This is a genomic window from Sphingomonas sp. OK281 (genome assembly GCF_900115295.1).
Taxonomy (GTDB): domain Bacteria; phylum Pseudomonadota; class Alphaproteobacteria; order Sphingomonadales; family Sphingomonadaceae; genus Sphingomonas.
The window spans coordinates 1,088,502-1,102,288 of sequence record NZ_FOVZ01000002.1; the positions used below are offsets into that span (position 1 = coordinate 1,088,502).

Annotated in this window: 9 protein-coding genes and 1 pseudogene; 4 read left to right on the top strand and 6 right to left on the bottom strand. The window is 61.0% G+C overall.

The features are described 5' to 3' along the window. Positions 1–2,807: 2,807 nt before the first annotated feature. A pseudogene (locus BM244_RS11125) lies at positions 2,808–3,552 on the top strand (IS5 family transposase). A gap of 96 nt (positions 3,553–3,648) precedes the next feature. On the opposite strand, the gene BM244_RS11130 reads toward BM244_RS11125, so the two are convergent. Genes BM244_RS11130 through BM244_RS11150 form a run of 5 tightly spaced genes read right to left on the bottom strand, consistent with a single transcriptional unit; the run spans position 3,649 to position 8,282 of the window. Continuing rightward, positions 3,649–4,260, bottom strand: coding sequence for a DedA family protein (locus BM244_RS11130; RefSeq protein ID WP_093398913.1), 612 nt, complete (start codon positions 4,258–4,260; stop codon positions 3,649–3,651). Next, complete coding sequence (locus BM244_RS11135) at positions 4,257–4,634, bottom strand: hypothetical protein (protein WP_093398914.1); 378 nt, start codon at positions 4,632–4,634, stop codon at positions 4,257–4,259. Before BM244_RS11135 ends, BM244_RS11130 begins: the two co-directional genes overlap by 4 nt. Positions 4,635–4,660: 26 nt before the next feature. Continuing rightward, a complete protein-coding gene (locus BM244_RS11140; protein WP_093398915.1) occupies positions 4,661–5,911 on the bottom strand; it encodes an arsenic transporter in 1,251 nt (416 codons plus the stop codon). Beyond that, on the bottom strand, positions 5,908–7,035 hold the full coding sequence (locus BM244_RS11145; RefSeq protein WP_254784381.1) for a metallophosphoesterase family protein: 1,128 nt from the start codon (positions 7,033–7,035) through the stop codon (positions 5,908–5,910). Before BM244_RS11145 ends, BM244_RS11140 begins: the two co-directional genes overlap by 4 nt. Continuing rightward, positions 7,032–8,282, bottom strand: coding sequence for an MFS transporter (locus BM244_RS11150; RefSeq protein WP_175518164.1), 1,251 nt, complete (start codon positions 8,280–8,282; stop codon positions 7,032–7,034). The genes BM244_RS11145 and BM244_RS11150 overlap by 4 nt, the downstream gene beginning before the upstream one ends. Before the next feature lie 605 nt (positions 8,283–8,887). Between BM244_RS11150 and BM244_RS11155 the strand changes: the two genes are divergently transcribed. From BM244_RS11155 to BM244_RS11165, 3 genes are all read left to right on the top strand, one after another. After that, entirely contained in the window at positions 8,888–9,337 is a 450-nt protein-coding gene (locus BM244_RS11155; RefSeq protein ID WP_093398917.1) for a hypothetical protein, read from the top strand. Between the two features lie 688 nt (positions 9,338–10,025). After that, a complete protein-coding gene (locus BM244_RS11160) occupies positions 10,026–10,367 on the top strand; it encodes an IS66-like element accessory protein TnpA (RefSeq protein WP_093398918.1) in 342 nt (113 codons plus the stop codon). A gap of 19 nt (positions 10,368–10,386) precedes the next feature. Continuing rightward, on the top strand, positions 10,387–11,235 hold the full coding sequence (locus tag BM244_RS11165) for a CHAD domain-containing protein (protein ID WP_093398919.1): 849 nt from the start codon (positions 10,387–10,389) through the stop codon (positions 11,233–11,235). Here BM244_RS11165 and BM244_RS11170 read toward each other — a convergent pair. Then, positions 11,196–12,383 carry a DUF2252 family protein gene (locus BM244_RS11170; protein WP_093398920.1) on the bottom strand — a complete coding sequence of 396 codons (1,188 nt, stop codon included), beginning with the start codon at positions 12,381–12,383 and terminating at the stop codon, positions 11,196–11,198. The two genes, BM244_RS11165 and BM244_RS11170, sit on opposite strands and share 40 nt — an antisense overlap. Positions 12,384–13,787: the final 1,404 nt, after the last annotated feature.

The following is a 13,787-nucleotide window of genomic DNA, read 5'->3' on the forward strand; positions in this document are numbered from 1 at the left end:
GAGAAATGTGGTTTGCGGTTTCCGACCAGCCAGTCTTCGCGATCGCTGGCTGCTGACGGCAGGTTGATCAGCAGCGCTATTTCGCAATGGTTACAGGCGACGCGAATTCGTGGGGGCGCCGATACATCCCAAAGCAATGATTACGATCCTGCGTCCTGATGATCAGACTCGCTGGTTGACAGGCAGCTACGATGACGTACTCGCACTTCGACGGCCATACCCGGCCGAACAGATGACAGTGCGAGACCCGGTATTCCCGACGCGCGGACGCGCGTGATCTATCGATGACGATCCTTACCTAAGCCCTGTGCTGGAGGGAGAGCCAAGTGCATCAAGCGCTGCGGAGACAAGCGCCGCGACCACTGTCCATCCAAGCCCATCAGCCTCTGCAAGCGCATCTTCGAGATGCTCGCGAAGCCGTTGATCGGGTTTGAGCTCGCGTTGTGGCACCGCTGCAGCCTTGAAAGGTCGACGGGTCTATGGTCGGTTCGGCGGGGACGATGTGATGATTCTCCCATCAGGTCAATTGTCGTGGAGATCCTAGCGTCGGCACGACCCGAAGCCAGCGTTTGGCCAGTGGCTTGTGACGCAAAAAGACCGAAGTGACCTGGTTGGACAGCTCGCAGTGAGTGCGCTTGCCGACCGTCGCTTCCCTCGAAACGGAGACTCGGAAGTGGTGCGTAATCATCTCAGCGCCATGCAGGCTGAGGGCAACATGGTCGCCGCGGTGGACGATGCCGAGTCGGACTGGTTGTCAGCGCGATGCAGGACGCGTGGGAAGAGGCTTCGCGCTGATGGCGGATCATGGCCAGATGGGCGCCTTCGAGATCGTAGCATCTGGTTTGCAGAGCAAACCGCCAAAACAGCCCGAGCAGTACCGACAGGGGGAGTGTTTAGCCGATTGTCTGTACACCGTGACCGACGTTAGCCGGACGAAGCGCTGATACGGCGGTCGCTCGATGATCGTGCCCGCGCTCGCATCAGCGCCGCCGTTCTGCTGCATAGTAAACCGTGTCCATGACGGTAATGGGCCGCTGTGGTGCTCAAACGGCATCAGGGTTCGCATCGCTGGCGTCCAGGCACCCGACTTTAAACGTATCGCCTTGTCGTGCTGCGGATCCGCGGCGCAACAACTACCGGTGCGACGATGCTGCGGCCAAACGCAGCCAGCAGATCGTCGAAGGTCTCGTGCCGCACACGACGCTGCGCTGCGAACCTGCCGGCGAGAGTTACAGTCGCATCGTTGCCCGGTGCATATTGCCCGACGGTCGGTATTGTCTTGTGCGGTGATCGCGTCCGGCGCGTCCGGCGCGGCCGTCCGGTGAGATCGGTATTGGCGGCAGTATCGGATGGGGGAGTGCCGTTACCTTCACTTCCGTCATAGCCTAATACTGATCGGTTGGCGCATGTGCGGTCGCCAAATGTGTAGCCGTCATACCCCAGCTTCAATGGCGCCTATGTTGTCTATGCTGCTCGCTGCACATGCGATCGGGAGGGGCCCACATAACGCTAGAGCAGGTCACTCGTAACGGCACGATGGGCAGGCGGCGCCAGCGTTCGCGCCGTCGTGAGGGACAATGTCCGGCCCAGGCGCCTGAACCGCGCTTGTACAGGACGTAGTGACGGCCGTTTAGAGAAAGTTCACCGTCGACGCGCTTGGCCACCGACGCGAGGCCAGCGCTTATCGTGCGTTCAAATCCCCGGAGGAAATGATCTGGCAATCCAAGGCGTATTCCAAAGCACTGCGCGCAAGCGTCGATAGCGCGCGGATCTGCGCCTTCGATATCAGCAAGTTGCCCTGTTAGTACCGTCAGGGAATGCCCGCGATCCATCCACTTGGCGTGCTTTTCATCGGTACGCCACAGTAACGACACACACTTGTATCACCGCCCGACCCATGGAATACGGTACGACTCCGGGATCGTCGGTGCATACCAAATATGCATTTCATTCGGCCAAACATTTGCTTGAACATTCGGATCTCCTATTTGACGGAGCGTGCCGCACCTTGCTTTCGCGTTCTACTAAATTTCCCGTCACGAAGTCTCGAAAATGAACATTATCACGACTGGGATCGCCACGGCTATGGTAGGGATTAACGCGTAATTGCGACAGCCCTAATCCGAACTTTTGGTTCCCGCGAGCCGTACCACTCGGGTGAGCGGTTTTACGTTTGGGGGAAACATCACCGTCGCGAAACGCGCGCCACCTGTTGATGCGGTGATCTCGTATCATCGACGTCCCGCAGCTTGAACACTCCGACCGCCAGTCGGTAGTATCATGCCAGACTTTCGTCTTTCGTCGATGATGACCGATTAACGAACAAAGCAACATCGCAACCTGTCACGTCTCCGTCTTGAGCCCTTGTGTACGTAAGCTTCTTTTGCCGATTGACGCGTCCGAGCCACAGCGACGCCCACCAGATTCCTGCTTCGCGTTTACGACGCTGACGGCGCCGTTCCGACCTTTGTCGACGCGCACGAGACTGCAGGATCGAACGGGTGCCGATCAACCCCGCTGCTACAGCCGCAACGATCGCAAGTGGTTCCAACATGTAACGCTCCATACCGGTCGGCGCAGATCGCTATAAACGTCGCACCGGGGCCGGCGAGGGTTGCTTCCTTACATCTGTGCCAAATGAGGATTAGTGGATGCAGCAGCAGCAGCGTTGCGCCGGCCGCGGCTGGAGGAGCTTGCTCGCCTCACCTCGCTAGGGTCAGGACCGATTGGTCTGAAAGGCTCGATCTGGCTCAGGCTCTGTGAGGAGACCGAGTATGAGCGACCTGTACTGGCTTACCCACGAGTAGATGGCGCGGCTCGAGCCGTAATTTCCCAAGAGCCACGGCAAGCAACGGGTTGATGACCGGCGGGTGTTAAGCTGCATCGTCTGCGTCAACCGCAACGGGCTGCGCTGGTGCGATGCCCCTCGGGAGTATGGTCCACACAAGACGCTGTACAACCGGTGAAGCGATGGGGCGAAAGGGGCGTATTCCTCCGCATGATGGAGGGATTGGCCGCCGCGAGCGCCATGCCCAAGACAATCATGATCGACGCTACTTACTTGAAAGCACACCGCACGGCATCGAGCCTGCGGGTTAAAAAGGGGGCCTTGGGCGTCTCATCGGGCGCACCAAAGGCGGTATGAACACCAAGGCTTTCCTGAGCTTGTCGAAGGGCTGCTCACCGTCACCGATGCAGAAGGTAGACCGCTCAGCTACTTCATGACCGCTGGGCAGGTCAGCGACTATGCCGGCGCTGCCACGCTGCTTGAGGATCTACCCAAGGCGCAGTGGGTGCTGGGCGACCCCGGCGATGATGCAGACTGTACCGGGTCGCTCTTCCGGCAAAGGGCATAACGCCCAGCATTCCGCGCCGAAGATCCCGGATCATCCCCGTCAAATACGATAAGCTCTGCTACCGAAGCCGGCGCCGTATCGAGATGGTGATCGAAAACTTGAAGAACTGGCGCCGCGTCTCCACTCGCTACGATTGATACCCGACCGCTTTATTCTCCGCTGTGGCCTCGCCGCCGCCGCCATATTCTGGCTCTGATCAACAAGTCCAACGCCTAGGCCGTGAATGGCGGATGATGGGTCCCGTGTGATGTTTTTCACTCTCCAGGTTAGACCGGCCGTCAATAGCCAGTCTTCAAACAGCTACTTTCGACGTTACCTCTGCTTTTCTTTTTCCAAATAGTTTCCATCCCAGAAATCCTGCCGCGAGAAGACCTACGACGACCCAGGTCAGATTCCCGAGCAAGCTCGCCACGGTCTGAACCTGATCGCTGAATTGGCGTCCAAGCGAGACGTATATAAAAAGCCAGAGCAGTTCGCCGGCGACGTCGAGCAGGATGAACCGTCCCCAGGGGTATTCCGTAAGGCCGCTCGTTACATTTATCCAAGGTCCAAGCGGGCCGATCAACCAGCGGCTGAAGAAGATACCCCAACCTGCCCATTTGCGCGAGTAGGTCTCCGCTTGCGCCACCTTGTCAGCGCCACCAATGCGCTTCGTCACGGCCGTAAGAAGCGGGCGGCCCCCGTAACGACCAAATGCATAGCCGATCTGGTCGCCAAGCACAGCGCCGGCCGCACCTGAAAGCACTACCGGCCAGAAGCTTAGTTCACCCTGCGCGACGAACGATCCCATTGCGATCAGCGTCAACGAGCTGGGGAAAGGAAGCCCTGCAGCCGCCAGCACCATCGCGCCAAACAGTGCGGGCAAGCCGTAGGTCGTCAGCAGTTCGAGCAGCTGTTCCGTCACGACATCGATCTCTTCGGCGGGGAAGACTGCAATGGCGGGGCAGGTGGTGGGTAGGGCGGCCGGGCGTGGACGATCGCGTAAGTAAGCTTGGCTTCGATCTGTGTCATTGTTTGTCCGGTGTCCTGCGCGATGCGGCCGAGCGGACGGCGATCGGGTTCCGGCGGCAGGCTCAGCGCGCGGTGCAGGACGTGGGGTGGCACATGATACGAATGCGCGACGTACCCTATCGTCATCCAGCGCTCGATCGGTTCGTCACGGTGCGCGTTCCAGTAGATCGCGTCGCTAACGGTGCGCGCCGCATGGTAGCCGGTGAACGCCACCATGGCGACGAACAGGGCGATCAGCAGGCGCCGCCACATACGGTCGCGCGTCATCCCATTCCGCGTCAATTCATCTCGTGTCATCCTAAGGCAATCCTGACTCCCAAAGCAGCGATCAATGCCAGCGGCATCGCCACCGCGCCGACCTTCAGGAACCGCCAGAACCCGATGTCCTCGCCCTCCCGCCGGATCGCCTGCAACCACAATATCGTCGCCAAGCTGCCGGTGATGGACAGATTGGGGCCAAGGTCGACGCCGATCAGCAAGCCGTCGACGACCAGCTTGGGCGGCTGGGCCTGGGCAACCGCGGTGCTGGCAACCAGGCCTGCGGGCAGGTTGTTCATCAGGTTCGATCCGAACGCCAGGATCGTCCCCGATACCGCCGACGCCTGCGCCGGATCGGCCGACGCGGTGCGGATCGCGTGCGCGACCCACGCGATCACGCCGGTCAGGTCGAGCGCCTCGACCAGGACGAACAGTCCCGCGACCAGCGGCAGCACGCTCCACGAGATATCGCGCAGCAGCGCGACCGGCGACGACCGGGCGATCGTGCAGACCGCCAGCGTCGTGACGATACCGGCGATCGCGGTCGGCAGGCCGAGCTCGATATCGAGCGCGGATACGGTCAGCAGCACGATCGCGGTGGTGACGATCCCGACGAACGCGGCCTTGCCGCCCGCGGTCAGCGGGGTGCGCTCGACCGCGCTGGTGCAGCTACCTGCCAGCCGCGTGCGCTCGAGCCAGCGTAGCACGGCGAAGGTGACGACGATCGACGCCAGCGACGGCAGCGCGAACGAGGCGAACCACTGGCCCAGCGGCGGCATCTTGCCACCGTAGAGGACGAGGTTGGCGGGGTTGGAGATCGGCAGGACGAAGCTTGCCGCATTCGCGATCAGCGCGCAGGCGAACAGCAGGGGCAGGGGGTCGGCCTTCGCCTTCTTTGCCGCGGCATAGACCGCCGGGGTCAGCACCACCGCGGTCGCGTCGTTCGACAGGAAAGTTGTCGTGACGATCCCGGTCACGTAGACCAGCGCGAACAGCCGTGCGGTCGATCCCTTTGCGTGGATCGCCGCGGTCGCCGCGACCCAGTCGAACAGGCCTTGCGCGCGGGCAACCTCGCTCAGCAGCATCATGCCGATCAGGAACAGATAGACGTCCATCCCCTTGGCGACCGCGCCGATCGCCGCGGGGAAGGGCATCAGCCCGAACAGCAGAAGCAACGCTGCCCCTGCCACCGCCCAGATCGCCTCCGGCCAGCGGAACGGTCGTGCGATCACCGCAGCGGTCGAGGCAGCGCAGATACCCCAGGTGGCGCCGGTAGTGAGGATCACCAGTGCTTCCCGTTCCTGTTCGGGCCGAGCTGCGTGCCGGCGATGCCGTGCTCGGGCCATGCGCCGATGCTGTGGAGATCGCGACCCGGCGCGATCGGCACACCGCGACGCGGGATATCCGCTTCGCCGCGGACCAGGACTTCGACCATATCGCGGTCGGTGCCGACGCTGGCCGCAACGCGGTGGAGGCCGGCGTCGAGCGTGATGCTCAACGACCAGAGCGCCGTGCCCGACACGGCGAGCATCGGCTGGGCGATGCCGTCGTCGACCGACAGCATCACCGGCTGTGTCGTGCCGCCGAACAGCTTGGCGACAATCTCGACCTCGCCTGGCCGCGGGACCTGTGTGGCATCGGCGGGGCGCGTCACCAGCCGGATGTCGGCAGGCGCGACGATCTGGACGAACGGCCAGTCGCTACCGGTCTCTTTGAACCGCCAGCTCGGCACGCGGCCGCGGACCGTGACGATCGAGAAACCGGGCTTGCCGTCGTCTTCCTCGATTTCCCCGATCGAACGCGTTGCGCCGTAGACGACCCGTCCGTCGTTGAGCAGCTCGTTGTAATGCGTATGCCCGGTATCGACGAAGGCGACGCGGGCATCGGCGAAGATGCGGGCGATATCCTCGCCATCCGCGGCAAGGTCGCCGGGATAGGCATGCATGAACACGAGCGGCGTCTGCCGCTCCGCCTCGGCGCGCGCGAGTTCCTCCAGCAAGCGGTTGCGGTGGTGCATCGTCAGCCGAAAATCGGGGCCGCCCGCACCCGCCGAGATGATGTCGAGGAAGATGCAGCGATGCCCGGCGATGACCTCGACCTCGGGCCGGTTCGCTTCGGCAAAAGCGGCGTCGTAATGCGCGAGATCGCCGAGTTCGAAATCGTGATCGCCGGGGATGACCCGGTAGGGCAGGCGCAGCGGGGCGAGCGTATCGGTGATGACCCGGTATTGTTCGGCCGTCGCGTGATTGGCATTGTCGCCGGGCAGGTAGACGAAGTCCGCGGCGTCGCCGAGATGCGCATTGATCTCCGCGACGATCGCGGCAAGCCGGTCGCGGCTCTGCCAGCCGTTCGCCTCGTCCATGTGCAGATCGCCGATGTGCACCCACGTGATGGAGGAAGGGTGGGTCACTTGTGCGTCTCCGGCATGGCAATGAGGTACAGCACGAACCCCGCCGACGCGATCCCGGCGAGCGTCAGGAAGCTTGCACTGTATCCGGCCCAGACGATGATCGATCCGGCCAGCGTCGCCGACAATGCCGCCCCCAGGCCGAACACGCTCGACACGACGCCCTGGCTGACGTTGAACCGGCCGGATCCCTTGGTCAGGTCGGCAACGATCACCGGGAACAGGGCGCCGAAGATTCCCGCGCCGATCCCGTCGAGCGCCTGCACGCTGACCAGCCACCAAGGATCGTTCGACACGGTGTAGAGCGCGCCGCGCGCCGCCAGGAAGCCGAACGCGACCAGGAAGATCGGCTTGGTGCCCCAGCGCTCGGTGTTGCGCCCGACGACGATCGCGACCGGCACCATCACGAGCTGCGCGGCGACGATGCAGGCGGCGGTCAGCGACGTCGCCTTGTCGGTGCCGACGGTGCGACCGAGCAGCTGGCTGACCGAGGTCAGCATTGCCGCATTTGCGAGATGGAAGGTGAACGCGGCCGCCGCGAAGATCATCAACGGGCGATTTTCGATCAACGTCTTCCAGCCGCTCGGCTCCTCGCAGTCTTCTTCCGGCTCGCAGTCGAGGCCGCGCGCGACCGCATTGTCGATGTCGTCGTTCTTGAGCCGCCCCGCGACGATGACGCTCGCGACCGTCAGCCCCGCCATCAGCCAGAAGACGACGACCGGACCGAACGACCAGGCAAGGACGCCGGCAAGCGCTGCCGACACGGCATTGCCGGCGTGGTTGAACGCCTCGTTGCGACCGACCCGCTTGGCGAACAGCTTCGGCCCGACCAGTCCCAGCGTGATCGCCGAGATCGCCGGCGCAAAGATCGCGCCCGCCGCAGCCGCGATCGACTGGGTGACCGTCACCATCGTGAAGCCCGATACGATCGGCAGCGACAAGCTGCTCAGTGTTACCAGCAGGGCGCCAGCGATGACGATGCGCGGCTTGTTCTTCGCCCGGTCGATCAACCCGCCCGCTGGCGTCTGCGACAACAGGCCGACGATCCCGGCGATGGTCAGCACGAGGCCGACCGTCGCTTCGTTCCAGCCATGCGAAGGCCCACGTACGACCAGCAGGTAGATCGCGAGATACGGCCCGAGTCCGTCGCGGACGTCGGCTAGGAAAAAGTTGAGCGCGTCGAGCGTACCTGTAGGCACGCTGCGCTGCGCCGTGTCTTTCGTCTCGGGCATGGCTGCCGCAGAGGCCATCGGGTTTCTCCAGATTTCGCGTAAAGAACAATGCAGCGGGCAGTAAAGCGCGTCACAGACGGTAGCCTGAACGATGCCGTTCAGGTTGCATTTACAATGGCTTAAGGCATGCCGTATTGGCTGCGCGATATCGTTTCGGAGCGCATACAAGTTCCGAAGTGGACCGATATTCATAAAAAATAACGATACATGACAATCTGTTAAAGCTTGTATGAATGAGAATTCGCAGTTGGGTAGAGAGCGTTAACTATGGTGCGCGTTCCATGGGGCGTTGATGGGCATGCCCCTGGACTGGCAAACTGTAGATTGAGGAAAATCCGATGGAATGTCCCGAGTCTGACGAGTGTGGGCAAGGTGGCGGCCGGAGCTGTTGTTGAGGGAAGCGACAGTTTCGCAGCCGACGAACGGCCCCGGCCCCGGACCCGGCCCCGGACCCGTGCGCGTGATGTTGAGGCACCAGAAGCGGTCATGGTGCCGAGATGAATGGGTATTCGAAGTTTGGGAGCGGCCGAGGCCGCCTGGGCGTCCGGATGTGGGTCTGGCTGGAAGCCGTAAGGCAGTGTGGTATCGCCCACTTGCAGATATTCGCCCGTTAGATCACGTTGATGTCCATGACATACGGATCGGTCGCCCGCTGGTACCCTGTTCCAGAACTAGCTGAACGCCCGGCTAGCATCTTTGACTTGAACTGGCAGGGTGGTGAGCAGCGACTTATCGCGACGGTGCGTTACGCGATGAACGCGGACGAAAATGAAAATAGTTCCAGCAGCGTGGTGACTTTTGACGATGTGGTCGCCTTCCAAATGCTCGATGAAAACATGGACGTGACAGAGGTAACGGACGACGACGCAATGCTGTTGAAACTCCCGTATCCATATGGAGGCCGCTGGCCTTACCTCCAGGTTCATGCTTCCGACTGGATCAAGCAACTGGCTGAGCGCGACGGCACTTGGGATGCCGCTGACTTTCAACATTTCGTCATCACAAGCCGGAATATGCATTTGCATGTAGCATGTCACACGCCGTCATGTACTGGCTACGACCCAGCGGTGTGATCGCGAACGTCCGCTTCCCTCTCAACCCAGCCATTCCGCTCACGCCGCTTGCGGACATTCTAACAGTCTGTTCAAACGGCCAATGATCGCGATTCTGCGCCTTATCGCAGCCTTGGCTGCTGCTCTTGTGGGTTGCCATGACAGCGATGCGACAGAACGCGATGCGTGCGTACACGTTAATGGAAGCTATAGATCGGTTTCTATCGATCTCTCAACTCTGTTTCTTGTTCCGGCCGACAAGGGAATCGAGAAGGCAGCAAGCATGATACCTCGCTGTTATTCCAAGCTTCCGTTAGGATCGTATAAGAATTACCTCATGCGCATCGGCGTATACTTTGGCGACGGCGGGACATATGTTGCTTACCGGGTCGCAGGCGTGACGCATACGGTGCTACTATTCAGGGTCAACCAGAACGGCGACATACTTGATGCGAGTCGAACAACGCGCCCTTTCATTACTGAAGCCAACGTCCGTCAACCGCTTCATCCCGTTCATTCTCGTTCGCCCAATTGCAGACACTCGCTTGATGCTAACAAAGCCATATGCCGGTTGCATCGCCCTTAATGCCTCCAATAACTTCACCGCCTTTGTCTCAGAAGTAAGCCTCCGACGGGTGCCGCCTGGCTGGTCGCGGCGCGAGGATAAAGGGCGTCCTTACAGCCGTACGTAAAGACGTCCGTACCGACCATGGCGCAGATGACAATATTGGCGGGGCCGGAGCGTCGCCGTCGCTGGAGCGATGAACAGCGCGAGCGGATTCTTTCGGATGCGTTTCAATCAGGTGCCAGGGTCTGCGACGTAGCGCGTCGTCATGACGTCGCCCGCAGCCTGATCTACCAGTGGCGGCGTGCGGCGCGGCGCTCGGCGGAGCCGGCGTTCATGCCGGCGGAGCTGTTGGACGAGCCGCCTGAGAAGGCGTCCGAGACCACGCTCGCTATCGTTCTCGATCTGGCCGACGGCGGACAGCTGAGGATTTTCGCATCGGCGTCGCCGGCGTTGGCGGTCGCGGCGCTGAAGGCGATGCGATGATCCCGTCGGACGCGCGGGTGTGGATTGCGATTCGGCACACCGACAGGCGCAAAGGTATGTAGGGACTGGCGTTGCTGGAACAGCAGCGTCGGTGTTCGAGCGGTTGAGCCATGCTCGCGATGCTGCCTATGCCGCAGTCGACACTGCGCTGGGGTCGGACCGGGTGCGCGCCTTGATGCTCGATCTGACCGAGTGGCTGACGTGCGGGGCGTGGCGCACCAAGCCGTCGATGCGCGATGCACGGGACGCGTCTGCGCGGCACTTCGCGGCGGGAACGCTGCACGCCCTATTTTGTCGCGTGAGCAAGCGTGGTCGTTCGCCTTCGACACTGGAGGACGAGGAGCGCCATGAAATCCGGAAGACCGCCAAAAGGCTGCGCTATGGCGCGGAGTTTCTCGGCTCCGTCTTCTCGCGCAGGAAGCGTTCACGTCGTTACGGGAATTTCGTGGGATCGTTGGAGGAGCTACAGGAGCAGCTTGGCGCACTAAACGATATGGCGACGGCGCGGGCGGTCCTGGACCGGTTCGGCCTGCGCGATGACCCCGTAGCGAAGGGCCTGCTGGTGCATCGGAAGAAATCGAAGACATCGACGCCGCCGCCCAGGCGTACGACGATCTTTTCGATCGCAAGACTTTCTGGGGTTAGGGGCGGGGGATCAACGCCCGGCCGGACGATCGAGCGTCGGAACGATCGGCTGATCCCCTTGGTAAGTTCGAAGATGACGCGGCCGAAAGTTGGAACCCAAGTAGGTTATCTCAAGCGTCCGAGTAGGTTCATGCCTACAGCAACAGGTCACCGCTTATGCCGGCGGATTGTCGCACGACAATGTTACCGGCTCAACGCGAAGCGGCGGCAATGTTCCAGATAGCCAACTTCGTGAGCCCCAGCCATGGTGACGATAGATTGCCACAGCCAAGACGGCGCATCGAGTTTGTCATCGCGATCGGTCAGCATGTCGCGCCATGATAATCGGGCACTATTAGTTAATTGCCGGGCGTGCGCCTGGCCCACGACGAACGACAGATATGACGCGGCCGCGATAGCTTCCTTGCGGCTGAACTGATCAACCTCAATTTTGAGATCCTGCGGCGCCAGTTCGCGTAGCACGACTGGCTTATCCAGAAGGCTGGCCGCAATCATTCGCTCTCCAAGGTTGGGCGACAGCGCTTTGGCGCCTGCAACCACGCGCTCGGCGGGATCCTGCGGCATTGCCGGTTTATTTCTTATCGGCACCACGGGTGAGACCGCCTCCTTGATGTCGACCAGCGCAAGCCGCTCATTCTTCGGCCTGCCATCGGAAACACAAATCAGCACCGCGAACCTGAGGCGCCCAAGCGAGCTGCACCCCTTCCGCCAGTATGCCGCGTCGACGACCCGAAGGCTTCCATCATTTGCCAGGCCGGCGAGCGCCAAGCTTCGCGCTCGTACCTGCTCCTCGGCGAACAGCGCGACAATCGCGTCTTTTTCCTGGGCGGCAAGCTTCCAGAAACGCTTGTTATGCGGGATCGTTGGTTCGACATCCTCGAGCCGATCCTTTGCAAGATGCCGCCAACGCCTGCCGATCGCCTCCCGTCGCACCGCCCGTACTACATTGGGTTCGCGAGGATCGTCGTCGACGGTCGGGGTTAGCGCCCGGCTATATCCATCGATCATTGCCTCGATCATTTGTGCGGTCGTGACGCCCGGCAGGTCGGAGCTGCGCGCGGCGGTCTCGAGTGAAAGCCCGAGGCGAATGAGGTCGTAAGCGGGGTTGGCGATCACGGTCTGGTCAAGATCGCGGATCTGGATATCGACGCGATGATCGGCGTCGGCCACTGGGCCAAGATTGCCGAGATGACAGTCGCCGCAAATCCATACGGCCGGGCCGTCCGGAATGCTTGCGGCAACGGGCGAGGCTTCGAGCCACTCGTAAAACTGCGCCGTGTTGCCGCGAACATAGGCATGGACCGATCGCGACATTTTAAGGGCGCGAGTTCGCGCCAGCACGACCGAGCGCTCGGCGGGGTTCACGGCCATGGGTAAACTTTCAAAACAGGGAGGCTGACAGACTATTTGGTGGGCTATCGAAGGCGGTGTCGCGATTACAAAGACCGTAGCGCACAGGCAACACCGTCACGGCTCAAACCACGCCCGCCCGCTGCTGCGAGCTGCTCGTCTACCACAAGCTGTTCTAAGCGAGACACAAGCCGATCAAGTTCCCGACGGCATGTATGTGCCGGTTTGCCAGCTAACGCCGGTAATGAATGAACGTCTGGAGCTGGATATAACAAAGGGTCGCGGAACGACGGGAACGGGTTTGGCCGGAAGGTCTCGGGCGGGCGCGTTCGCCCATTGATAGCCGGTCTTGAAGGGTATCAGCTTGCCAAAAAGCGATCTTTCATTCCGCCTTGGCGAATGGGCGTGCTGAAAATATTGTCATCGGTGGCGTCAATCTCAACGGCCGGCATGTTCATGGCCGGATGCTCGCAACAGGTGCCCCGTGCTTGCAAGCCTCCTAGATCGTATTGGCAATAACACCATAACTTCGGTGGCATTCAGCCAGTAATAAACCTGGTGGTGCTAACGCACGGTGAAGCGCTATACTGGAACGGCACGGCTGTTTCGTCGGTGCGACTTAGGGATTGTTTGGAAACATCACATCGGTCGCCCGTCTCCGACTATCCTCGCGCGTCGATCTAGCTACTTCGATGTGCGAGTCTGTTTAGAGCGGTATGGAACGAAATTCCCGATCGTACAGCTACCGCTGGGCTTCCCCGATGGTACACCGATCGTATGTGCAATGTCGCCGCGGCACAGCCGCGCCTTGAACGGGTAGGTGATGAGCGTATCGCCAAACGAAACTCCTTCGCAGCCACCGCTGGTTTCAGTAACATAAACTAGCTTCGGGCTAACCCAGTATATCAGCTTCGTGCCATAAGCCGATAATCGCGGGTGCGACCGTTGGGTGTTAAAGCAAGTCTCTTCGGATCCAGCCGTCTTTCCGGCGAGCAATTTGTCATACGCGCGCTCAGCGCGGCCTGGCCGCTCTGGCTGCGATGACGACGCGGATGCGGCGACGATAGCGGCAATACTAAGCGCGCTTACCGCGATTGAGGTCATCCCGAAATGCATAATTCAAATTTCTTTCATTCTGTCTGCCTTGCGAATGATAACAGCGAAGAGAATAGTTGGAAGCACCGGTTCCAACCTGCTGTTTCATAGGCGCCTGCCGCTCAATTCGGAATGAAAAGCTGCATAGTCGTTTACGCCCACACCCGGACGTTAGGGCTAACAACGCAGATGCCTGAGAATGGCCTTTCGTTCAGGCATTTCCTAGCCAGTTTGCGTATCTCGGCACCTGCAGATTCAGCAAGTATATCCGCAGCTACTATGCATCCTTCTTATGCGATGCCCGTTCTAACGTCGTTAAAATGCTGACGT